Raw genomic sequence first — 21,623 nt, forward strand, 5'->3', positions numbered from 1 at the left:
CCTCACAGGAAGGGATGAAACGACCGACTGTTCTAGCCGCTGGAACTAGATTATAAAAAGTGGAAGTGGCTTGCTCAGAACAGGAGGGCGTTGGAAGCCCTGACGAAGAGGCGTTTTTTGCCTCACAGGAAGGGATGAAACGACCGACTGTTCTAGCCGCTGGAACTAGATTATAAAAAGTGGAAGTGGCTTGCTCAGAACGAGAAAGACGCTAAAGCAAAGAATGGGAGCAACAAAGGTTTATAAAAATAAAATTGAGAGCTGGCTTCTTTCAAAAAGAGAGAAGCGGCTTATGAAAATATGAAGGAGGAAATTTTTATGGAAAAAATAGTAGGAAATGCGGTTAAAGGCGGTAGCTTTTTAGTTGATGAGATTACGATTGATCAAGTGTTTACGCCAGAGGATTTTTCATCTGAGCATAAAATGATTGCAAAAACGACAGAGGACTTTATCGTAAATGAAGTTCTTCCAGAGCTTGAATATTTAGAGCAACACGAGTTTGATCGTTCTGTTCGTCTTTTAAAAGAAGCTGGGGAACTTGGTTTATTAGGCGCTGACGTACCAGAAGAGTACGGCGGAATTGGCCTTGATAAAGTAAGTTCAGCGTTAATCGCAGAGAAATTCTCTCGCGCTGGTGGTTTTGCAATTACTCACGGTGCTCACGTAGGTATCGGATCTTTACCAATCGTATTATTCGGTAACGAAGAGCAAAAGAAAAAGTATTTACCATTACTTGCGACTGGTGAAAAATTAGCTGCATACGCATTAACTGAGCCAGGTTCAGGATCTGATGCATTAGGCGCAAAAACAACGGCACGTTTAAATGCAGAAGGTACACATTACGTATTAAATGGTGAAAAACAATGGATTACAAACTCTGCATTTGCTGACGTATTTATCGTATACGCAAAAATTGATGGAGAGCACTTCTCAGCATTTATCGTAGAAAAAGAATATGCTGGCGTATCTACAAGCCCAGAAGAAAAGAAAATGGGTATTAAATGTTCTTCAACTCGTACGTTAATTTTAGAAGATGCATTAGTACCGAAAGAAAACTTACTTGGTGAAATCGGTAAAGGTCATATTATCGCGTTCAACATTTTAAATATCGGTCGTTATAAATTAGGTGTTGGTACAGTTGGATCTGCGAAACGTGCAGTAGAAATTTCAGCACAATATGCAAACCAACGTCAACAGTTCAAACAACCAATTGCCCGCTTCCCATTAATTCAGGAAAAACTTGCGAATATGGCAGCGAAAACATATGCAGCTGAAAGCTCTGTATACCGTACAGTAGGTTTATTCGAAAGCCGCATGAGCACATTATCTGAAGAAGAAGTAAAGGACGGTAAAGCAGTAGCAGCTTCTATCGCTGAATATGCAATCGAGTGCTCTTTAAATAAAGTATTCGGTTCTGAAGTACTAGATTATACAGTAGATGAAGGTGTTCAAATTCACGGTGGTTACGGATTTATGGCAGAGTACGAGATTGAAAGAATGTACCGCGATTCTCGTATTAACCGTATTTTTGAAGGAACGAACGAAATTAACCGCCTAATCGTACCAGGTACATTCTTACGTAAAGCGATGAAAGGTGAATTACCACTTCTTCAAAAAGCACAAAAATTACAAGAAGAGTTAATGATGATGATGCCAGAAGAAGTAGGCGATGAGCCATTAGCACTTCAAAAATATTTAGTAACTAACGCGAAGAAAATCGGCTTAATGGTAGCTGGATTAGCTGCTCAAAAATACGGTAAAGCATTAGATAAAGAGCAAGAAATTCTTGTGAATATCGCTGACATCGTAAGCAACCTATACGCAATGGAGTCAGCTGTTCTTCGTACAGAAAAAGCAATTAAAACAACTGGCCTTGAAAAGAATAAACAAAAAGTGTTATACACTGAAGTATTCTGCCAAGAAGCATTCAACGAAATCGAAGCAGATGCGAAAGAAACACTTATCGCAGTTGAAAACGGCGACATGCTGCGCATGATGTTATCATCATTACGTAAATTAACTCGCCACACACCACTTAACGTAATTCCGAAGAAACGTGAAATCGCTGCGAAAATTTTAGAAGATGAGCGTTACACAGTTTAATAGCTGTAAAGAAAAGTAGTCGTATAAACGGCTACTTTTCTTTTTTTTTGTAAAAATGAAATTTTTAGTGACACAAAACTAATACCATTAGTATAATAAAACTAATGGTATTAGTTTTTGTGAAAAGGGAGATGGAAATATGAGAATGATGCATGAAAAAACGGTATATCAATTGTCATTTTTGCCAAGAGTGTTTCCTGTGAATTGTTACTTTGTAGAGGAAGAAGATGGTTTAACTTTAATTGATGCGGCTTTGCCATATAGCGCAAAAGGTATTTTACAGGCGGCTGAGAAAATAGGGAAGCCAATTACTAAGATTGTATTAACGCATGCGCATGATGATCACATCGGTGCATTAGACGCATTAAAGGAAGTACTTCCTAATGTTCCAGTCTATATTTCTAAGCGGGACGCAAAGCTGTTAGAAGGAGATACGACGTTACAAAAGGATGAACCGAATATACCGATAAAAGGCGGTGTACCTAAAAAAGTAAAAACGGTACCTGATGTTTTATTGGAAGATGGCGACCGAGTTGGATCCCTTCTTGCAATTATGACACCGGGACATACACCAGGATCCATGTCGTTTCTTGATATACGAAATAAAGCTCTTATTGTCGGGGATGCATTTCAAACGAGAGGCGGTATGGCTGTTTCGGGACAAATGAAATTTTGGTTTCCGTTTCCTGCGATGGCAACGTGGAGCAAAGAAATATCATTACAAAGTGCAGAGAAGCTAAGCGAATATGAGCCTTCCTTGCTTGCGGCAGGACATGGGAAAATGATAAAGAATCCAAGCACTGCTATAAAACTCGCTATTAAGGAAGCTAAGCGGAATATAGAAAGTAGGAAAGAGGGATAATTTATGTCACCGAGAATCGGACTTACATTACAGAAAATTGTAGAAACAGCGGTAGAAATTGCAGATACAAATGGGATACAAGAAGTAACGTTAGCTTCATTAGCGCAAAGATTAGGGGTACGTTCACCTTCGCTATACAATCATGTGAAGGGCTTACAAGATGTACGGAAAAATCTTGGCATTTACGGAATTGAACAGCTGCACAACAGACTGGAAGAAGCTGCCGAGGGTAAACGTATGGATGAAGCAATTCATGCTTTAGGAGAAGCGTATGTAGCATTCGTACGCAAACATCCTGGACTGTATGAAGCAACCTTTTTACGAGATGAAGCGGTAAGAAAAGCTGGTGACGGAATTGTAAAGCTTTGTCTTCACGTTTTACAACAGTACGGCTTAGAAGGAGAGAATGCACTTCATGCGACACGCGGATTCAGAAGTATTTGTCATGGATTTGCATCGATTGAACAGCAGGGTGGATTTGGTTTACCGTTAGATTTGGATATAAGTTTACATGTATTATTGGAAACGTTTATTAAAGGATTACGTGAATAAGAAGCGAGGCAAACAAAAACCTTAGAAGTGATTCTAAGGTTTTTTAGTGCATATGATTTGAAAAGAATGGTAGGTTTTTTTTCATGAAATGATATCATTTTGCAGGTTTGAAAAATGTATATATCGCTAAGAAAAAGCAAACGAAACTGAATGCGATGGGATCTTGATATGGACTAGGTTCAGAGCCCTTCTGGATTTCTGTAAGGAAGTCATGTGTTTTCATATTTATTGCTCCTTTAACTAATAAGTTTTATATGATGCGAGGGTTATGGTGGATAGGAATTGTTTTTTGAAATTTCATATAATAATTATTGCATAGCAATCCTATTCCTAAAACTATAAAATATAAAGTTTTCATGATATGTAAAATTGCATATTATTCTTTTTGTAAAAATTGTTATATTATCTTTATATTTCGATTAAAGGATTTTAATAAGATAAATGAGAATAACTGGAGGGATACTGTGAGTAAAACAGTGTTAGAAGCGTATAGTGTGGAAAGAAAAATCGAGAATATAACATATAAAAATCTATTTGTAATGATAGCAATGATTATAGGGATTTCACTCCTAGGAGGATTATTTCTTGGTTTAGCCTTTGAGATTTATGGAGAAGAAGCATTAAGTACTAAATTAGAAGGATATTATTTACTCTTATTCGATGCAATTGTTGTTGCTATCGTTTTATTAGCTTATAAACCAGTTCTTCATTTTATTAAATACATTTGGGATGTATCCGTTTTGAAGAATGGGAAGACATATTTATATCTATTAATTGGTTTTATTATCATTGCAGTATCACAATATTTAATGTTACATGTGTTTAGTTTTGAAAGTGCAGCAGAACAAAAGGAACAATTAGGGGGTTTAGGACTTCAAAATAGCATACAAAGTATTATATATGTGTTAAGTATTGCTATCATTACGCCGGTTAAAGAAGAAATTCTATTTCGAGGTATTTTATATCGATTTTTAGAAAAGAAATATAATTTTTTAGTTGGTATCATTATTTCTTCCTTCATTTTTGGAATTCTTCATGGAGGTCTTCTAATTACGGCAACGATTATGGGAATGGTATTTGCAATGTTATACAAAAAGACACAATCTATTATACCTAGTATTATTTTACACATTGTATGGAACTTACTTGTGAGTATAAGTATGATTGTATCTCTATAAAAATAAATACATAACCAGTATAAAAGATGAATGGCTTAGCTATTCATCTTTTATTTTGTATGCACGTGAAAAAGTTAATTTATGTATACAATCAAAAAATAGCTAAATACTAACAGTGAACGAATAAAGAAAGGTAGGAGTATTCCATGCAAAACTTAACAGAGCTTGAAGTAGAAAACTTACGTCATTTAATTGGTGGACATGCAACAATTATTAACAAGTTAGACCAGTATGCACAGGCTTGTACAGATCCAGAGTTGAAACAAATGCTACAAAAGGATGCGCAAGATGCGCGAAATACGAAACAGCAATTAATGACTTTCTTAGGATAGGAGGAAGCGACGGATGAATGAAAAAGATATGGTAAATGATTATTTAGCAGGATTAAATGCAAGTTTAACAAGTTATGCAAATTATATTGCTCAGTCTGATAATGAACAGTTACACCAAACGTTAATTCAAATTCGTAATCAAGATGAGATGCGTCAACGTAATATGTATGAGTACGCAAAGCAAAAGAGTTATTACAAACCGGCAGCACCTGCTAACCCAATGATTGTACAGCAATTAAAAGGCCAATTAAGTGCAGAATAATGGGATGAAAAAACGGGCGAATGAAGTCGCTCGTTTTTTTCTTTTGTGTATGTCAATAAATATATAATAAATATTTTTCCAGTTGTAACAAATATGACGAAAATGGAATATAACAATTCACAAAAAGGACAAAAACTTTGCTCAATATTTCACAAAGTATCCATGGTTTCTATCGTGGGAATCTCTATAATTAGGAGTGTAAAGAACAAAAGAAATAGATTATATGATCAATTAGGAGAGATTGCTATGAAACGAAATACAAGAAAAATTGCAATTATCGGTACTGGATTAGTTGGATCAAGTTGTGCATATTCCATTGTGAATCAAGGCATTTGCGAAGAGCTATTATTAATTGATATAAATCATGAACGTGCAGTTGGGGAAGCAATGGATTTATCACACTGCATTAACTTTACAAATACAAGAACAAAAGTATATGCAGGAAGCTATGAAGACTGCAAAGATATGGACATCGTTATTATTACAGCAGGACCAGCACCAAAGCCTGGGCAAAGTCGTTTAGATACTTTAGGAGCGAGTGCGAAAATTATGGAAAGTATTGTTGGCGGCGTAATGGAAAGTGGATTTGACGGTATTTTCTTACTTGCATCGAACCCAGTTGATATTATTACATATCAAGTGTGGAAATTATCTGGATTACCTAGAAATCGTGTGATTGGTACTGGTACATCACTAGATTCTTCCCGCTTAAGAACAATTTTATCTGAAATGTTACATGTAGATCCTCGTAGTATTCATGGGTACTCATTAGGAGAACATGGTGATTCTCAAATGGTTGCTTGGTCTCACGTAACTGTTGGTGGAAAGCCAATTCTACAAATTTTAGAAGAGAAAAAAGACAAATTTGGTGAAATAGATTTAGATGAAATTGTTGAGAAGACTGCAAAAGCTGGATGGGAAATTTATAAACGAAAAGGTACTACTTATTACGGAATCGGAAATTCTCTAGCATATATTGCGAGCTCAATCTTTAACGATGATCACCGTGTCATTGCTGTATCAGCCATTTTAGATGGGGAGTACGGTGAATATGATATTTGCACAGGAGTACCAGCTATTATTACTAGAGACGGTATAAAAGAAATTGTAGAACTAAACTTAACAGAGGATGAAGAATCTCGATTCGCAAAATCAAACGATATTTTACGTGATTATATGAAAACAATTGGTTACTAACTTATAGGAGAAGGTGAAACAAATGAAGGAATATATAATGTCTCGTGTATTTAAAGCATCTGCTGGAATCGCACAAGGTATTTTCGTATCCCTTGGAATTGGTTTACTAATCGAAAATATAGGAAGAATTGTTGATATTCCGTTACTTATTACAATCGGAGTTGTTGCAAAATCACTTATGGCACCAGCCATTGGTGCCGGAATTGCTTTTATGCTCGGTGCAAATGGTCTTGTAATCTTCTCGGCTATGGTAGCTGGAGCGATTGGTGCGGGATCCATTTCAATTACTGAAGCAGGTCTAATTATTAAAACAGGTGAGCCAATCGGTGCATTATTAACAGCGACTTTAGCTGTATATATTGGTAAACGTTTAAGTGGAAAAACTGCGTTAGATATGATGCTCGTTCCATTTGCGGCAATATTAGGTTCTGGTTTAGTCGGTATTTGGTTATCTCATAATATTACTCCCGTTTTAAATACAGTTGGAGCATTTATTAAAGATAGCTCAGCTGGTAGCCCGTTCATCGCTTCTATCGTTATTGCAGTAGTTTGGGGATTATTACTTATCTCTCCAGCTTCATCAGCTGCGTTAGCGATCGCACTTAGTTTAGACGGTGTTGCAGGTGGTGCTGCTCTTGCAGGATGCGTAGCCCAGTTTATCGGATTCTCTGTTATCTCAGCGAAAGAAAACAATTTAGGCGGCATATTAGCTCAAGCACTTTGTACTCCGAAAGTACAGTTGCCAAATATCACTAAAAACCCAATGATTCTCGTCCCAACTGTCGTCGCCAGTGCTATAGTTGGTCCAGTATCCGCATTAATTTTCCAACTGGAAGCAGGAAAAGAAATTGCAGGTCTTGGATTAAGTTCTCTTATCGCACCAATTAATTTAATTTCTAGCGAAGGATGGGAAGTTGTCCCAGCGATGGTAATCACTTATATCATCATTCCAGTAGCTGTTTCTTATATACTTTACATTGCTCTTAAAAAAGCAGGTCGTATTCACTCTGGTGATATGACTGTACCGCAATCTTAAATTGAAAATCTCCTTTTATATAGAGAAAAGCAGACTGGAAGCCACAGTCTGCTTTTTTTGTTATGTTACATTTTATGATTTTGTTTTACTGGAACACGTACCGTTTCTTTTGCTAATAAAAGCTGAACGCCGAAGTAAAGTATGCTTGCAAGCGTCATTCCAGAAATGGCGTCTACAAATGCGTGTTGCTTCGTAAATAGCGTTGATAAAATAATAAGCGTACCGAAGAAGGTAAGAATGTAATATTCAAAAGCATGTTGTTCTCTACGTTTAAAGGCAGCTAACATAATGACAAAGGTAGTCAGAACGTGAATGCTAGGGAAACAGTTTACCGGTTGATCTATACTATAAATATAGCGGACTAGTTCGGAAAATACGTCGGATCCAACGACTGTTGGACGTGGTACAGTTGTCTGCCAAAAATAATAAATAGAAAAACAAGCAAGTTTTCCAAGAATGATACTACTTAAAGTGACATAATATTGTTTTCGATCCGCAAAGCAATAATAAATAAGTGCGCCGTATAAGTAAGGAAACCAGAGTAAATAAGGAATAATAAATGCTTTCACAAATGGAATCCAATCATCTACTACAGTTGTGACATCTACTGCGTGTACAGTAGATTTATTTAATACATCGTAAAGGGGACTTACGAGTACGAGTAGAAGTATATAACTTAACGGAAGAAAAGATGAAAGTTTAAATTTCTTCATGATAATCTCCTATATTTAGTAATGTAAGTAAATTCAATTGATTATAATATAGAAACGTAATTTGGGCTATCGATTTTACTTACATTTTCTTGAATTAACCTTACGTTTTTGTCACTTGACTGAAAAGAAGGGGAGGGTGCTAAATGAAGCGTTTATCGTATTTCTTATTTTTTATATTGATATGCCTAGTCGGTGCTGGGTGTGCAAAGGATAAAGAAGGAGAGAAATTAGAATATAACGGAAGAGCACTCGTAATTGGAGTTGTTGGAGAGAAACCGAAAGATACGTTTAGGAATATAAAGTTTGAGGAAATGAAGTTAGAGGAACTGGAAAAGAAATCTAAGGAAGTAGATGGTTTTTTAATAATGAAAGATCACTTTCAAGAAGCCTCAAAAGATCAGTATAAAAATGTATTTTCATCACTAAAAAAACCGGTGTTTTTTATCGGTTTACAAGATAAATCATATTCGATTTTTATTACAAAAGGGATAGAGTATAACAGTGCCCGAAAAGATGTAAATGCTATGTATACGCAAGGATTTGCAAATATCGGAAGTGGTGAAGGACAACAATGGGCAGTTGGTTTATCGAATGGTGGAAATACTGAAGAAAGCATTCATAATATGTATATCGTCGTATTTCAAACAATTGCAGATTATTTGAATAGATAATGAAGAAGCCTGTATAAGAGGCTTCTTATTTTTTATGCAGAAGCACAGATAAAAATATGATTGAGAAGTTCACGCAAGCTTTACAACGTATGCGAGAGTAGTGATACCGATTTATAATTTTATATCAGCAATTGCGGATTTAATTATGAAGTTTTAATGAAGCGCATCCAATATTAGCTCGTTTTATCAAGGGGTGATAATGTTAGTTCCACATCTCCCTTTGTGATTGGTATTGGCTAGTGGCGTCTGCTTAAGCAGGAATTGCAGTAGGATATTCATATGCATACAAACATCTTTATTTATATACTCGTTTACTCTTTCTATATCTCACTACATCATAACGACTATGCCATAGTTATGTAATGGGTTTCTTTTAAAAATTAGTATTAAATATCTTAATTGAAGTGCACTGCATTTCTACCCATTCATTTTCTATATCTTGCTCCATTTCTTCTAAATCAATTAGTATTATACTATCGTAGATATTTAGTGTTGCTAAGTTATCCTCACTGTTATAATCTAGCTTAGCAATTACTTTAAAGCCTTTACTATTCTGAATTATTGCATTTGCATTTTTATCTGAAAAGGTTATATTTCTATTCCATATAAATTCATCATCTATATGTATTTCTACATTATAGTTTTCGTGTTTTTCTGGCTTATCGCCATCCCAATCAGCGATAAATTGATTGCTATCTACTTGAACTAAAACTTTATATCCATCTAATAATTTGTCTGATATATCCACTATTTTAATATTCATTGCTTATTACTCCTTTTTACTTTTATATAGTACTCTAACAAGGGGATTGTCAACATTCATCACGTTATTTATTGTGAGGATAAGGGAGAATGATGTTGAAAATTATTAAAAATACATTATTATTTGTTCTATGTTTGGTAGTTCTTAGTGGGTGTTTTACAAGAGAAGGAACGATTGTTGGTGGTAAAGTTCATGGTTCTTCAGATAGCGTATCTGGTAGTATATCTGGGGACTATAGGAAATTTACTGGATATGCAACTCAAGATAGGAAAGTTAGAAAAGGGGAGAATTGGATCTTTTCTTTTACTGATAAAACTAAACAAGGAACCATAAAGGCTTATGTTTTAGATTCAAATGATAATACAATATTGGAAGTTAATAGTGGAAACAATAAAAATAATATTAAAGTGTCTAAAGATGATACATATAAAGTTAAAATTATAACAGAAGAACATGGTGGAGAATTTGAAATATCATGGAAAAGAGAAAAGTAGTTAAGTTAATGAGTATCGGGCTATTAGTTATGGTTGGTAACCAGGAACTGGGATTTTCCCTTATTACATAGTGGTTCAACTAATTCCGTTATTTATGTGATTATTTGTTGGGATTGCTAAAACTACTTTGCCCTACACTAGTAGGGCTTTTTTATTAACAGTAATTCCTCAATATGCAAATATGCATATTGTATTTATTTGGAATTTTTATATGTTAAAATTAAATATAGAGATTTTTATATGTAATGAACTGAAATCAGAAATATCCAATGAATTTTGAGAGGTGTTACATGTTTAAAAACAAGAAATTAATTCGATTTGGTCTAACATTACTTGTATGTTTATTTGTAATTGATTTTACAATCAGTTATTTTCAAGCATATCTTGAATCAGCGGCAGGTATTAAATGGGTAATATCAGAAACTTGGAGAACTATTTTGTTAGATGCCCCTGAAAATATATTGGTTATTTTAGGCGCAATTGCTTTATATGATTTCACAAAAGAAACATCTCCAAAAGACGCATCAATTTAAATGCGTCTTTTTTCTATGCAGTAATTTCTTCAACATCATGGAATACTCTCATTATTACGGCCAAAATCGTTAGTCCCTTTTATATGTACGTCTTTGTCATTTAAAGTGTTTCCGGGTTTTGTGACTATAGGCTGAAATGGTTAAATAAACGTTTGTTTAAGATGTATGTTCGGTAGGAATAAATTGATGCAGCTCAAGGGTTAACAAAGAAAAATGAGGATTTAATCAAACGTTTGTTTAAGATGTATGTTCGGTAGGAAGAAGTCGATGCAGATCAAGGGCTAATGAAGAAAAATAGGGATTTAATCAAACGTTTGTTTAAGATATATGTTCGGCGAGTGATAAGAGAAGAATCTAAAAAAATTATATATTTATTTTTTCTTAACAAATGGCGGAAAAATAAGAAAAATCAGCAGGATTATTAAAAATTATCACGAAATAAGTAAAAGTTTAGCGAATAATCGTTTGAAATAATAAAACGTTTTCTATATGATAAAGGTAAAGGTTAGTAAAAAAGTAGGTGAATTTATGACAGTAACATTTTATTCATATCCAAAGTGTGGCACATGTCAAAAAGCAAAGAAATGGTTTGAGGCAAACGATGTAGCATATGAGATGATTCATATTGTTGAAAATCCACCATCAAAAGAAGATTTACGTAATTTACATGAAAAAAGTGAATTACCATTAAAAAAATTCTTTAATACAAGTGGAATGCGTTACCGTGAACTTGGTCTGAAAGATAAGTTAAAGGATGCAAGTGAAGACGAAATGTACGAGCTTTTAGCATCTGATGGCATGTTGATTAAACGTCCAATTGTAACAGATGGAACGAATGTAACACTTGGTTTTAACGAAGAGCAGTTTGAAAGTGTGTGGAAAAAGTACCAATAAGGTATTTTTACATAATTAATACATTCACTGGAGGTACAGTCATGAGCATTCCAAATAATTTACGTTACTCTGAAGAACACGAATGGGTAAAAACTGAAGGTAATGAAGTTGTTATCGGTATTACTCACTTTGCACAAGGTGAGCTAGGCGATATCGTATTCGTTGAACTTCCTGAAGTAGGTGCAACAATCGAAGCTGACGAGCCATTCGGAAGCGTAGAATCTGTTAAAACGGTTTCTGAGTTATACGCACCTGTAAGTGGTAAAGTTGTAGCAGTAAACGAAGAATTAAGTGACCAACCAGAACTTGTTAACGAATCTCCATACGAGGGTGCATGGATGGTTAAAGTTGAACTTTCTGATGCAAGCCAAGTTGAGAAGTTATTAACTGCAGAAAAATATGCAGAAATGACAAACCAAGACTAATTATAGTCGACTAAAGGACAGCCTTTGTGCTGTCCTTTTTTATTTTGTGTTACATAATACATTTAAAATCGGGTGCAATTGAATAAGCTATTATGGGAATGAATGTTTTTCGGTAAGGTTTCATGGGACTTCGTAATCTGAACGAGCCGCTTGCGCTTTTCTTTATGATCCAGCTCCAGCGGCTAGAACAGTCGGTCATTTCACTCCTTCACTTGAGGCAAAAGGCGCCTCTAGTTCAGGGGTTCCAATGTCCTCTTGTTCTGAACGAGCCGCTTGCGCTTTTCTTTGTCCAGCTCCACCTCCTAGCCCTTCATGTCTAAGAACCTTCCGCACGAGAAGACAAAAAGCGTCTTCTGTGCGAAAGAACTTTAGCCAACAGGGCTAAACAGTCGGTTCCGCTTTTCTTTATGATCCAGCTCTAGCGGCTAGATTGTTCGGTGGCTTCGCTTCTTCCTACAAGGCAAAAAGCGCCTTTACGTCAGAAGCTCCATCCCCCTCACAATCTGAACGAGCCGCCTCCGCTTTTCTTTTGCAAAAATAAACAGGAAACAACATGAAAATAACGAATATACTATATACTAAGTTAAAGGTTGTATAGTATATGGTGATCGGGTGATGACATATGATTTATGTAGAAAAAGTCATTATTGTAGAAGGTAAATCAGATAGAAGAAAGATTGAATCTATTATTCGTGAACCGGTGGAAATTGTTTGTACAAATGGTACAATTGGTTTGTCGAAAATGGATGAGCTCATTGATCAGTTTTTTGATAAGGAAGTGTATGTACTAGTGGATGCTGATGATGCTGGAGAAAAGTTAAGGAAACAATTTCGAAAAGAATTTCCGCAAGCAGAGCATATTTATATTGATCGCTCGTACCGAGAAGTGGCAACTGCGCCATCTTCACACTTAGCAAATGTATTATGGGGAGCTGACATTGACGTTTATACAGAATATTTACGGTAAGGAATGATAGAAGTGATTGACTGGACAGGAGCCGAAGCAACAGCCCTAATAGAGAACGAAGAAAAAACAGTGTTATATGTATATACTCCAATGTGTGGAACATGCCAATTAGCAAAAAAGATGTTAACAGTCGTTGAGATGACAATTGAAGACCTCCAAATTGGAATGTTAGATTTAAATTATGCTCCGCATTTAGCGAAAGAGTATGGAATCGAAAGTGTACCGTGTTTACTTGTTTTTGAAGATGGGACACTCATGAAGAAGATATATGCATTTCATTCGGTTGAATATTTATATACGGAGTTAAAGTAGGCGGCAAAGTTTTTGCCGCCTCGACATATTTCTCGGGAAATATGTCGAGATGCAGGGTGGTTACAGTATTTGTCGAGCGAAAGTAACAGGATTGCTCTTTAGTGAGAGGGAATGGTATGTGTAATAGAAAGTGATATGAAGGATGTGATTTAGGGTGAAATTATATTCTTTGCTGCAATCATTTGTAAATTACGCTAATGGTCAATATCATTTAGAGCCGCTTTTAAGACAAGGAGAAAAAACTGTTAATTTCCGCTTTGGAGATGAAAGTTGTTCGTTACAAATTTCAAGAGATTATATAGAGTTGCTACATGAGGAAAGAGGAACGGAGCAAATCGTTTGTGTAGATGAAGAAGATGTAAAACAATTGGTGAACGGCAATGTAAGGTTGCAAATGTTAATGAACGATGGACGTGTACAATATTCGGGAACGTATCGAACGATGCTATTAGTTGAATCGATGTTTCACATATGTAAACCGATGTCAGTAGGTGCTTAAAATTCTGAAGTTTCATTTTTTGCGAAAATTTCTGTTGACATGGTGTGTGGATGTTGATACAATTCAATTCATAAAATATAGACAATTTCATAAATTACAAATCAGACGAAAATGTAATCTGATTTCTCTTATCAAGAGAGGTGGAGGGACTGTGCCCTGTGAAGCCCGGCAACCGTCAACTTATGTTGAAATGGTGCCAATTCCTGCAAAGCAAATGCTTTGAGAGATGAGAGAGAGGGATAATGTTGTTATATACGCATATAAACCTTTCTGCTTCTCTAAAGCAGAAAGGTTTTTTTATTGTTTGAATGTGGAGGACATTCAAATAATAAAAGTAGTGATAACGGTGGACTACACGCATTAAACATAAAAAATTGCGGAGTCGATCCAAACAAAAAAGGGGTGATACACCATGATTCTATTAGAGAATGTAAAGAAAATATATAAAGCAAAAAGCGGTGATGTCACTGCTGTAGATAATGCCAATTTAAAAATAGAGAAAGGCGAAATATTTGGTGTTATCGGATATAGTGGTGCTGGGAAAAGTTCTTTAATCAGATTGTTCAATCAATTGGAGAAACCAACTTCTGGCCAAATTACAATTGCAAATCGTGTGATTTCAGCAATTACAGGAAGTGAACTTCGTAAGGCAAGACAAGAAATTGGAATGATTTTTCAGCACTTCAATTTACTTTGGTCACGAACTGTACGTGAAAATATCGAGTTCCCACTTGAAATTGCAGGTGTCGATAAGGCGAAGAGAAGAAAACGCGTCGACGAGTTAATTCATCTTGTTGGATTAGAAGGAAGAGGAGACGCGTATCCATCTCAGCTAAGCGGAGGGCAAAAGCAACGTGTTGGGATTGCAAGAGCATTAGCTAACAACCCACAAGTGCTTTTATGTGATGAAGCAACATCAGCTCTTGATCCAGAAACGACAGATCAAATTTTAGATTTATTATTAGATATTAATAAGCGTCTCGGTTTAACAATTGTACTCATTACACATGAGATGCACGTGATTCGAAAGATTTGTAATCGAGTGGCGGTAATGGAGAAAGGAAAGATTGTAGAAACGGGTCCAGTACTTGATGTATTCCGCAATCCGCAGAAAGACATTACAAAGCGATTTGTACAGCAGTTAACGGATTCTGAAGATACAAATGAAACGATTGAAAGTTTAATTGAAAAGTATCCAGATGGTAAAGTCGTTCGTTTGCAGTTTATCGGTGAGGCTGTAGAAAGACCAGTACTTCAAAGATTAATGCAGCGCAGTGATATAGAAGTTAGCATTTTGCAAGGAAATATCGCACAAACGAATAACGGTTCTTACGGTAGTTTAGTTGTTCATTTAAATGGTGAGGAAACAGCGATTCAGCAAGCAATAGAGGGAATACATCAAGATCAAGTAGAGCTGGAGGTGATTGCACATGGATAAGTTACTCACAAATGTTGATTGGAATCAAATGTTAGAAGCAACTGGTGAAACGCTATATATGACGGCAATCGCAGCTCTTGCCACATTTGTTTTAGGACTAATTTTAGGACTGTTACTCTTTATGACGGCGAAAGATAATTTATGGGAAAACAAGACGGTTAACACGGCGATTGGAGCGTTCGTAAACATTTTTCGTTCAATACCGTTCATCATTTTAATTATTTTATTAATCCCATTCACAAAGATTTTGCTTGGAACAATTCTTGGAGCAAGCGCAGCACTTCCGGCTCTAATTATTGGAGCGGCACCATTTTACGCAAGAATGGTTGAAATTGCGCTTCGTGAAATTGATAAAGGTGTAATTGAAGCTTCAAAAGCAATGGGAGCAAAAACAAGCACAATTATTTTGAAAGTGTTAATTCCAGAATCGTTACCAGCATTAGTATCTGGTATTACGGTTACGACAATTGCTTTAGTAGGCTATACAGCAATGGCAGGAGTTGTTGGTGCTGGTGGTCTTGGAACACTTGCTTATTTAGAAGGATTCCAACGCGGAAATAACGATGTAACGATCGTTGCGACAATTTGTGTATTACTAGTTGTATTTTTCATTCAGTGGATTGGTGATAGTTTAACGACTCGAATAGATAAAAGATAATGAAAAACGGGAGGATGTTTCAAATGAAAAAATTATTACTTACAGCACTTATTTCAACTTCAATTTTGGGGTTAGCTGCTTGTGGCGGGAAAGATAAAGATGAAAAGAAACTTGTTGTTGGAGCTTCTAACGTACCACACGCTGAAATTTTAGAAAAGGCAAAACCGTTACTTGAGAAAAAAGGAATTGAATTAGAAGTGAAAAAGTTCCAAGATTACGTGTTGCCAAATAAATCGTTAGCGGATAAGGATTTGGATGCAAACTACTTCCAGCACATTCCGTATTTAGAAAAAGAAATTAAAGATAAGAAATATGACTTTGAAATAGCAGGGAAAATTCATTTAGAACCAATTGGTGTATACTCTCAAAAATATAAGAGTTTAAAAGAACTTCCGGACGGAGCGACAATTATTATGAGTAATTCCGTTACTGACCATGGACGTGGTTTAGCAATTTTACAAAAAGAAGGTATTTTAAAAATTAAAGACGGAGTAGATCCAGTTAGTGCAACTCCAAAAGATATTGCAGATAATCCGAAACACTTAAAATTCAAAACAGATATCGAGCCTGGTTTGTTGCCGCAAGTGTATAACAATAAAGAAGGCGATGCTGTTTTAATTAACTCGAACTATGCGATTGATGCGAAATTAAACCCAGAAAAAGATGCAATTGCAATTGAAGGCGATGATTCTCCATACGCAAACATAGTAGCTGTTCGTAAAGGTGATAAAGATAAAAAAGAGATTAAAGCTCTTGTAGAAGTATTGCATTCTAAAGAGATTGAAGACTTTATTAATAAAGAATATAAAGGGGCGGTTGTTCCTGTAAAAGAATAATTGCTGAAAAAGGGCTGGTGTATGCCGGCTCTTTTTTACTACATAACTATAGGGGAGAAGGGGACATCATATGAAAAAGATTCTATTGTCAGTTGTTACAGCACTATCTGTATTTACATTAGCTGCTTGCGGGGGGAAAGAGGAGAATAAGCTTGTTGTTGGAGCTTCTAACGTACCGCACGCTGTTATTTTAGAAAAGGCACAGCCGATATTAGAGAAAAAGGGTATTAAATTAGAGATTAAAAAATTCCAAGATTATGTGTTGCCGAATAAAGCGTTAGCGGATAAGGAAATTGATGCGAACTACTTCCAGCACATTCCTTACTTAGATAAAGAAATTCAAGAAAAGGGATATAAAATTGTAAACGCAGGAAAAATCCATTTAGAGCCAATGGGCATTTATTCTAAGAAATATAAAAGTTTAAAAGAACTTCCAGATGGCGGGACAGTTATTATGAGCAATAACGTAGCGGAGCGTGGCCGTATGCTCGCATTGTTACAAAAAGGCGGCGTTATTAAATTAAAAGATGGTGTAGATGTTGTTAAAGCAACAGTAAAAGATGTAGTAGAAAATCCGAAAAACTTAAAGTTTAAAACAGATGTAGAGCCTGGATTGTCACCAAAGCTGTATGAAAATAATGAAGGCGATGCTTTATTCATTAATTCAAACTACGCAATTGACGCGAAATTAAATCCAACAAAGGATGCAATTGCGATTGAAGGATCAGATTCTCCGTATGCAAATATTATTGCAGTTCGTAAAGGTGACGAGAAGAAAAAAGAAATTCAAGAATTAGTAGAAGTACTGCATTCAAAAGAAATTCAAGACTTTATTAATAAAGAATATAAAGGTGCCGTACTTCCAGTAAGTGAATAAATATTAAGGAAAGGACTGGAAAATTTCCAGTCCTTTTTTCTTTATATAAATAAGAAGAAAGGTGTATTATATAAGGATGCAAGGGAAATACTTATATACATTTGTGAAAAAATTGTTACTTTTTTTCGTCGTTTGCGATATCATTTTATTTGATATAAGATTAGAATGAGAATAAAATGAGAATATGAACGTTTTAGGAATTTTTAAAATGTATATATAGGATTAATGGAGGTATTGAGATGGCTGGTTCTACATTAACGGTTAAAGACTTACACGTATCAATTGATGGCAAAGAAATTTTAAAAGGTGTAAACCTTGAAGTAAAAGGTGGAGAAATCCACGCAATTATGGGACCTAACGGAACAGGTAAATCAACTTTATCTTCTGCGATTATGGGTCACCCAAAGTATGAAGTAACAGAAGGTAGCATCATCATCGACGGTGAAGATGTATTAGAAATGGAAGTAGATGAGCGCGCACAAGCAGGTCTATTCCTAGCAATGCAATATCCAAGTGAAATTAGCGGAGTAACAAACGCTGACTTCTTACGTTCTGCAATTAACGCACGTCGTGAAGAAGGCGATGAAATTTCTCTTATGAAATTTATCCGTACATTAGATAAAAACATGGAATTCCTAGAAATGGATCCAGAAATGGCACAACGTTACTTAAACGAAGGTTTCTCTGGTGGAGAGAAAAAACGTAATGAAATTCTTCAATTAATGATGATTGAGCCAAAAATCGCAATCTTAGACGAAATCGACTCAGGTCTTGATATCGATGCATTAAAAGTTGTATCTAAAGGTATTAACCAAATGCGCGGCGAAGAGTTCGGTTGCCTAATGATTACGCATTACCAACGTTTATTAAACTACATCACTCCAGACTTCGTTCACGTTATGATGAATGGTCGTATCGTTAAATCTGGTGGCCCTGAGCTTGCACAACGTCTAGAAGCTGAAGGTTACGACTGGATTAAAAAAGAATTAGGTATTGAAGACGAAACAACAGAGCAAGAAGCGTAAGAGAGGAGCATAAACATGACAATCGGTACATTACCTTTCGATCAAGAAACAATCCGTCAACGCGCAAGCGAAGTAAACGAAGCTGCTTGGTTGACTGAGTTCCGCTTACAAGCTCTTGCACAAGCAACTGAACTTCCAATGCCAACGCCTGATAAAACGAAAATTGAAAAATGGGACTTTATCGGAAAAGGCGACGCTGCTAAGCAAGAGCCTGTAAGTTCTTTAACAGAGCTTCCAGAAGCAGTGAAAAACTTAATCGATGAAAACAACAGCGTATTAGTACAACGTACTGGTACAACAGCGTTCGTTTCTTTAGCAGAAGAAGCAAAAGAAAAAGGTGTTATTTTTACAGACATCGTAACAGCTGCAACTGAGCACGCTGAGCTAGTACAAAAGTATTTAATGAAAGACGGCGTGAAGGTAGACGAGCATCGTTTAACTGCACTTCATGCTGCATTAATCAACGGCGGTGCATTCGTATATGTTCCGAAAAACGTTGTTCTTGAAACTCCACTTCAAGCTGTATTCTTAGTAGATGGCGAAGAAGCTAACGTATATAACCACGTATTATTCGTAGCTGATGCGAACAGTACTGCAACTTATGTAGAAAACTACGTTGCAAACGAAAATGCTAAAGGTATTGCGAATATCGTAGCAGAAGTAATCGTGGAACAAGGCGCACAAGTGAAATTCGGTGCGGTTGATCTATTAGCAAAAGACGTAACAACTTACGTTAACCGCCGCGGCACAGTAGGACGCGACGGCCGCATTGATTGGGCTCTAGGCCTTATGAATGACGGAAACACAATTTCAGAGAACGTTACAAACTTAATGGGCGACGGTTCATATGCTGATACGAAAACAGTAACAATTGGCCGTGGTAACCAAACACAAAACTTTACAACTAAAGTTGTTCACTTCGGTAAACACTCTGAAGGTTGGATTTTAAAACACGGTGTACAAAAAGATAGTGCAACATCTATCTTTAACGGAATTGGTAAGATTGAACACGGTGCATCTAAATCAAATGCACAACAATCTTCTCGCGTTCTTATGTTAGATGAGAAAGCTCGTGGGGATGCAAACCCAATTCTTTTAATCGACGAAGATGATGTAATGGCAGGTCACGCAGCTTCAGTAGGTCGCGTAGATCCGTACCAATTATACTACTTGATGAGCCGTGGTATTCCAAAACGCGAAGCAGAACGTTTAGTCATCCATGGATTCTTAGCACCTGTAGTAAATGAGCTTCCAATTGAAGGAGTAAAAGCACAGCTTGTTGAGGTAATTGAAAGGAAAGTTCGCTAATGAATATTCATGAAATACGCAAACAGTTTCCAATTCTTGATCAAAAAGTGAACGGCAAACAACTTGTATATTTCGATAGTGCAGCAACTTCTCAAAAACCAATTCAAGTCATTGAAACGTTAGAACGTTACTATAAAGAATATAATTCTAACGTGCATCGCGGTGTTCATACGCTCGGTACGAAAGCTACCGACGCGTATGAAGGTGCACGCGAGAAAGTTCGCAAGTTTATTAACGCGAAATCAATGGAAGAGATTATTTTCACGCGCGGAACGACAACTGCATTAAATACAGTAGCGGCTAGCTATGGTCTTGAAAATGTAAAAGAAAGCGATGAAATCGTTATTTCTTACATGGAGCATCATAGTAACATCATTCCGTGGCAACAAGTTGCGAAGAAAACTGGTGCAACTTTAAAATACCTTCCGCTTCAACCAGACGGTACAATTTCTTTAGAAGATGTTCGTCAAACAGTTACACCGAATACAAAAATCGTTTCTATTATGCAAGTTTCAAACGTGCTTGGAACGATTAACCCTGTAAAAGAAATTGGAGCAATCGCACACGAAAATGGCGCAATTATGGTCATTGATGGTGCACAAAGTACACCTCATATGAAAGTGGATGTACAAGATTTAAACTGTGATTTCTACGCATTATCTGCTCATAAGATGTGCGGACCTACAGGTATCGGCGTATTATATGGTAAAAAAGAATTGCTAAACAATATGGAGCCAATTGAATTTGGCGGTGAAATGATTGATTTCGTAGATTTACAAGAATCTACGTGGAAAGAGCTTCCGTGGAAGTTTGAAGCAGGTACACCGATTATCGGTAATGCAATCGGACTTGGTGCGGCAATTGATTTCCTAGAAGAAATCGGTCTTGATAATATTGAAAAGCATGAACATGAATTAGCGCAATACGCTTTAGAAAGACTATCAGAAGTAGATGGCGTTACAATTTATGGTCCAAAGCATCGCGCTGGTCTTGTTACATTTAATATTGAAGACGTACATCCTCACGATGTAGCGACAGTATTAGATGTAGAAGGTATTGCGGTTCGCGCAGGACACCACTGTGCACAACCGCTTATGAAGTGGCTGAAAGCTTCTTCAACAGCACGTGCGAGCTTCTATTTATATAATACAAAAGAAGAAATTGATACATTTGTTGAATCGCTAATCAAGACAAAGGAGTATTTCACAAATGTCATTTAATAATTTAGATACGTTATATCGTCAAGTTATTATGGATCATTATAAGAATCCTCGTAACAATGGCGTGTTAGAAGATAGTGTTACCGTTAACTTGAACAACCCAACTTGCGGCGATCGTATTCAACTTACGATGAAAGTAGAAGAGGGTATTGTGCAAGAGGCGAAGTTTGAAGGAGAAGGATGTTCTATCTCAATGTCTTCAGCTTCAATGATGACACAAGCAGTAAAAGGTAAGAAAATTGAAGAGGCACTTCAGCTTTCTAAAATTTTCTCTGACATGATGCTAGGAAAAGAGTACGATGACAGCATCGATTTAGGAGATATTGAAGCATTACAAGGCGTATGCAAGTTCCCGGCACGTATTAAATGTGCAACATTAGCGTGGAAAGCGTTAGAAAAGGGCTTAAACGAAGATAAGTAATGTTAAAGGTTCCTAAAAACGAGGTTATCTAAGGAGGGACACACCAA

At 36.2% G+C, this 21,623-nt stretch carries 26 protein-coding genes and 1 riboswitch; of the genes, 24 read left to right on the forward strand and 2 right to left on the reverse strand.

Annotation, left to right across the window (positions count from 1 at the left end; all coding sequences use genetic code 11):
• The first annotated feature begins 318 nt into the window (after positions 1-318).
• The 8 genes from FS742_RS22780 (at position 319) to FS742_RS22815 (ending at position 7,522) form a co-directional block, all read left to right on the forward strand.
• Complete coding sequence (locus FS742_RS22780) at positions 319-2,103, forward strand: acyl-CoA dehydrogenase family protein (RefSeq protein ID WP_186327203.1); 1,785 nt, start codon at positions 319-321, stop codon at positions 2,101-2,103.
• 139 nt (positions 2,104-2,242) lie between these two features.
• Positions 2,243-2,965 carry an MBL fold metallo-hydrolase gene (locus FS742_RS22785; RefSeq protein WP_144615248.1) on the forward strand — a complete coding sequence of 241 codons (723 nt, stop codon included), beginning with the start codon at positions 2,243-2,245 and terminating at the stop codon, positions 2,963-2,965.
• A gap of 3 nt (positions 2,966-2,968) precedes the next feature.
• Entirely contained in the window at positions 2,969-3,517 is a 549-nt protein-coding gene (locus FS742_RS22790) for a TetR/AcrR family transcriptional regulator (RefSeq protein ID WP_144615250.1), read from the forward strand.
• Positions 3,518-3,981: 464 nt separating this feature from the next.
• Positions 3,982-4,695: a CPBP family intramembrane glutamic endopeptidase gene (locus FS742_RS22795; protein WP_144615252.1), complete on the forward strand. Its 714-nt coding sequence runs from the start codon at positions 3,982-3,984 to the stop codon at positions 4,693-4,695.
• Between the two features lie 146 nt (positions 4,696-4,841).
• Positions 4,842-5,027, forward strand: coding sequence for a hypothetical protein (locus FS742_RS22800; RefSeq protein ID WP_002112687.1), 186 nt, complete (start codon positions 4,842-4,844; stop codon positions 5,025-5,027).
• A 13-nt stretch (positions 5,028-5,040) separates the two neighbouring features.
• Entirely contained in the window at positions 5,041-5,289 is a 249-nt protein-coding gene (locus FS742_RS22805) for a spore coat protein (RefSeq protein WP_001002985.1), read from the forward strand.
• Positions 5,290-5,535: 246 nt separating this feature from the next.
• The gene (locus FS742_RS22810; protein WP_063260499.1) at positions 5,536-6,486 is read left to right on the forward strand and encodes an L-lactate dehydrogenase; all 951 of its coding nucleotides are present in this window, start codon (positions 5,536-5,538) and stop codon (positions 6,484-6,486) included.
• Positions 6,487-6,508: 22 nt separating this feature from the next.
• A complete protein-coding gene (locus FS742_RS22815; protein ID WP_000666176.1) occupies positions 6,509-7,522 on the forward strand; it encodes a PTS sugar transporter subunit IIC in 1,014 nt (337 codons plus the stop codon).
• Positions 7,523-7,587: 65 nt separating this feature from the next.
• On the opposite strand, the gene FS742_RS22820 is transcribed toward FS742_RS22815, so the two are convergent.
• Positions 7,588-8,235: a phosphatase PAP2 family protein gene (locus FS742_RS22820; protein ID WP_000713764.1), complete on the reverse strand. Its 648-nt coding sequence runs from the start codon at positions 8,233-8,235 to the stop codon at positions 7,588-7,590.
• Between the two features lie 143 nt (positions 8,236-8,378).
• On the opposite strand from FS742_RS22820, the gene FS742_RS22825 reads away from it, so the two are divergent.
• Positions 8,379-8,906 (forward strand): hypothetical protein, encoded by a 528-nt coding sequence (locus tag FS742_RS22825; RefSeq protein ID WP_144615257.1) that lies wholly within the window; start codon positions 8,379-8,381, stop codon positions 8,904-8,906.
• 373 nt (positions 8,907-9,279) lie between these two features.
• Here FS742_RS22825 and FS742_RS22835 read toward each other — a convergent pair whose 3' ends face one another.
• The gene (locus FS742_RS22835; protein ID WP_144615259.1) at positions 9,280-9,669 is read right to left on the reverse strand and encodes a hypothetical protein; all 390 of its coding nucleotides are present in this window, start codon (positions 9,667-9,669) and stop codon (positions 9,280-9,282) included.
• Positions 9,670-9,761: 92 nt separating this feature from the next.
• On the opposite strand from FS742_RS22835, the gene FS742_RS22840 reads away from it, so the two are divergent.
• The 15 genes from FS742_RS22840 to sufU all read left to right on the forward strand — a co-directional run bounded on the left by FS742_RS22840 (position 9,762) and on the right by sufU (position 21,576).
• On the forward strand, positions 9,762-10,163 hold the full coding sequence (locus tag FS742_RS22840; protein ID WP_144615385.1) for a hypothetical protein: 402 nt from the start codon (positions 9,762-9,764) through the stop codon (positions 10,161-10,163).
• A gap of 290 nt (positions 10,164-10,453) precedes the next feature.
• Positions 10,454-10,696, forward strand: a complete 243-nt coding sequence (locus FS742_RS22855) for a DUF3937 family protein (RefSeq protein WP_144615261.1) — start codon at positions 10,454-10,456, stop codon at positions 10,694-10,696.
• A gap of 528 nt (positions 10,697-11,224) precedes the next feature.
• On the forward strand, positions 11,225-11,590 hold the full coding sequence (locus FS742_RS22860) for an arsenate reductase family protein (protein WP_000218968.1): 366 nt from the start codon (positions 11,225-11,227) through the stop codon (positions 11,588-11,590).
• 41 nt (positions 11,591-11,631) lie between these two features.
• Positions 11,632-12,015: a glycine cleavage system protein GcvH gene (gene gcvH / locus FS742_RS22865; protein ID WP_000026896.1), complete on the forward strand. Its 384-nt coding sequence runs from the start codon at positions 11,632-11,634 to the stop codon at positions 12,013-12,015.
• 622 nt (positions 12,016-12,637) lie between these two features.
• A complete protein-coding gene (locus tag FS742_RS22870; RefSeq protein ID WP_000640866.1) occupies positions 12,638-12,982 on the forward strand; it encodes a toprim domain-containing protein in 345 nt (114 codons plus the stop codon).
• 3 nt (positions 12,983-12,985) lie between these two features.
• Complete coding sequence (locus FS742_RS22875) at positions 12,986-13,294, forward strand: thioredoxin family protein (RefSeq protein ID WP_186327205.1); 309 nt, start codon at positions 12,986-12,988, stop codon at positions 13,292-13,294.
• Between the two features lie 154 nt (positions 13,295-13,448).
• Entirely contained in the window at positions 13,449-13,793 is a 345-nt protein-coding gene (locus FS742_RS22880; RefSeq protein ID WP_000781217.1) for a hypothetical protein, read from the forward strand.
• Positions 13,794-13,918: 125 nt separating this feature from the next.
• A riboswitch (SAM riboswitch) is annotated at positions 13,919-14,026 on the forward strand.
• Between the two features lie 179 nt (positions 14,027-14,205).
• On the forward strand, positions 14,206-15,231 hold the full coding sequence (locus FS742_RS22885; protein ID WP_144615264.1) for a methionine ABC transporter ATP-binding protein: 1,026 nt from the start codon (positions 14,206-14,208) through the stop codon (positions 15,229-15,231).
• On the forward strand, positions 15,224-15,889 hold the full coding sequence (locus tag FS742_RS22890; RefSeq protein WP_144615265.1) for a methionine ABC transporter permease: 666 nt from the start codon (positions 15,224-15,226) through the stop codon (positions 15,887-15,889). Before FS742_RS22885 ends, FS742_RS22890 begins: the two co-directional genes overlap by 8 nt.
• A gap of 23 nt (positions 15,890-15,912) precedes the next feature.
• A complete protein-coding gene (metQ, locus tag FS742_RS22895) occupies positions 15,913-16,725 on the forward strand; it encodes a methionine ABC transporter substrate-binding lipoprotein MetQ (RefSeq protein ID WP_144615267.1) in 813 nt (270 codons plus the stop codon).
• A 70-nt stretch (positions 16,726-16,795) separates the two neighbouring features.
• Positions 16,796-17,602: a methionine ABC transporter substrate-binding lipoprotein MetQ gene (metQ, locus tag FS742_RS22900; protein WP_144615269.1), complete on the forward strand. Its 807-nt coding sequence runs from the start codon at positions 16,796-16,798 to the stop codon at positions 17,600-17,602.
• 239 nt (positions 17,603-17,841) lie between these two features.
• The gene (sufC, locus tag FS742_RS22905; RefSeq protein ID WP_000929163.1) at positions 17,842-18,627 is read left to right on the forward strand and encodes a Fe-S cluster assembly ATPase SufC; all 786 of its coding nucleotides are present in this window, start codon (positions 17,842-17,844) and stop codon (positions 18,625-18,627) included.
• Positions 18,628-18,642: 15 nt separating this feature from the next.
• On the forward strand, positions 18,643-19,935 hold the full coding sequence (gene sufD, locus FS742_RS22910; protein ID WP_098655981.1) for a Fe-S cluster assembly protein SufD: 1,293 nt from the start codon (positions 18,643-18,645) through the stop codon (positions 19,933-19,935).
• Positions 19,935-21,155 carry a cysteine desulfurase SufS gene (sufS, locus tag FS742_RS22915; RefSeq protein ID WP_144615271.1) on the forward strand — a complete coding sequence of 407 codons (1,221 nt, stop codon included), beginning with the start codon at positions 19,935-19,937 and terminating at the stop codon, positions 21,153-21,155. The genes sufD and sufS overlap by 1 nt, the downstream gene beginning before the upstream one ends.
• Complete coding sequence (gene sufU, locus FS742_RS22920; protein ID WP_000009525.1) at positions 21,145-21,576, forward strand: Fe-S cluster assembly sulfur transfer protein SufU; 432 nt, start codon at positions 21,145-21,147, stop codon at positions 21,574-21,576. Before sufS ends, sufU begins: the two co-directional genes overlap by 11 nt.
• Positions 21,577-21,623: the final 47 nt, after the last annotated feature.

The sequence above is a fragment of the Bacillus cereus genome (genome assembly GCF_007678085.1).
In the GTDB taxonomy this organism is placed as follows: domain Bacteria; phylum Bacillota; class Bacilli; order Bacillales; family Bacillaceae_G; genus Bacillus_A; species Bacillus_A cereus_BE.

Coding starts and splice junctions, on each gene's coding strand:
- FS742_RS22805 (WP_001002985.1), top strand. CDS start 5,041: ATGAATGAAAAAGATATGGTAAATGATTATTTAGCAGGATTAAATGCA.
- FS742_RS22815 (WP_000666176.1), top strand. CDS start 6,509: ATGAAGGAATATATAATGTCTCGTGTATTTAAAGCATCTGCTGGAATC.
- FS742_RS22860 (WP_000218968.1), top strand. CDS start 11,225: ATGACAGTAACATTTTATTCATATCCAAAGTGTGGCACATGTCAAAAA.
- FS742_RS22890 (WP_144615265.1), top strand. CDS start 15,224: ATGGATAAGTTACTCACAAATGTTGATTGGAATCAAATGTTAGAAGCA.
- metQ (WP_144615269.1), top strand. CDS start 16,796: ATGAAAAAGATTCTATTGTCAGTTGTTACAGCACTATCTGTATTTACA.
- sufS (WP_144615271.1), top strand. CDS start 19,935: ATGAATATTCATGAAATACGCAAACAGTTTCCAATTCTTGATCAAAAA.
- metQ (WP_144615267.1), top strand. CDS start 15,913: ATGAAAAAATTATTACTTACAGCACTTATTTCAACTTCAATTTTGGGG.
- FS742_RS22885 (WP_144615264.1), top strand. CDS start 14,206: ATGATTCTATTAGAGAATGTAAAGAAAATATATAAAGCAAAAAGCGGT.
- sufU (WP_000009525.1), top strand. CDS start 21,145: ATGTCATTTAATAATTTAGATACGTTATATCGTCAAGTTATTATGGAT.
- FS742_RS22790 (WP_144615250.1), top strand. CDS start 2,969: ATGTCACCGAGAATCGGACTTACATTACAGAAAATTGTAGAAACAGCG.
- sufD (WP_098655981.1), top strand. CDS start 18,643: ATGACAATCGGTACATTACCTTTCGATCAAGAAACAATCCGTCAACGC.
- sufC (WP_000929163.1), top strand. CDS start 17,842: ATGGCTGGTTCTACATTAACGGTTAAAGACTTACACGTATCAATTGAT.
- FS742_RS22800 (WP_002112687.1), top strand. CDS start 4,842: ATGCAAAACTTAACAGAGCTTGAAGTAGAAAACTTACGTCATTTAATT.
- FS742_RS22785 (WP_144615248.1), top strand. CDS start 2,243: ATGAGAATGATGCATGAAAAAACGGTATATCAATTGTCATTTTTGCCA.
- FS742_RS22825 (WP_144615257.1), top strand. CDS start 8,379: ATGAAGCGTTTATCGTATTTCTTATTTTTTATATTGATATGCCTAGTC.
- FS742_RS22855 (WP_144615261.1), top strand. CDS start 10,454: ATGTTTAAAAACAAGAAATTAATTCGATTTGGTCTAACATTACTTGTA.
- FS742_RS22780 (WP_186327203.1), top strand. CDS start 319: ATGGAAAAAATAGTAGGAAATGCGGTTAAAGGCGGTAGCTTTTTAGTT.
- gcvH (WP_000026896.1), top strand. CDS start 11,632: ATGAGCATTCCAAATAATTTACGTTACTCTGAAGAACACGAATGGGTA.
- FS742_RS22840 (WP_144615385.1), top strand. CDS start 9,762: ATGTTGAAAATTATTAAAAATACATTATTATTTGTTCTATGTTTGGTA.
- FS742_RS22870 (WP_000640866.1), top strand. CDS start 12,638: ATGATTTATGTAGAAAAAGTCATTATTGTAGAAGGTAAATCAGATAGA.
- FS742_RS22820 (WP_000713764.1), bottom strand. CDS start 8,235: ATGAAGAAATTTAAACTTTCATCTTTTCTTCCGTTAAGTTATATACTT.
- FS742_RS22835 (WP_144615259.1), bottom strand. CDS start 9,669: ATGAATATTAAAATAGTGGATATATCAGACAAATTATTAGATGGATAT.
- FS742_RS22810 (WP_063260499.1), top strand. CDS start 5,536: ATGAAACGAAATACAAGAAAAATTGCAATTATCGGTACTGGATTAGTT.
- FS742_RS22875 (WP_186327205.1), top strand. CDS start 12,986: ATGATAGAAGTGATTGACTGGACAGGAGCCGAAGCAACAGCCCTAATA.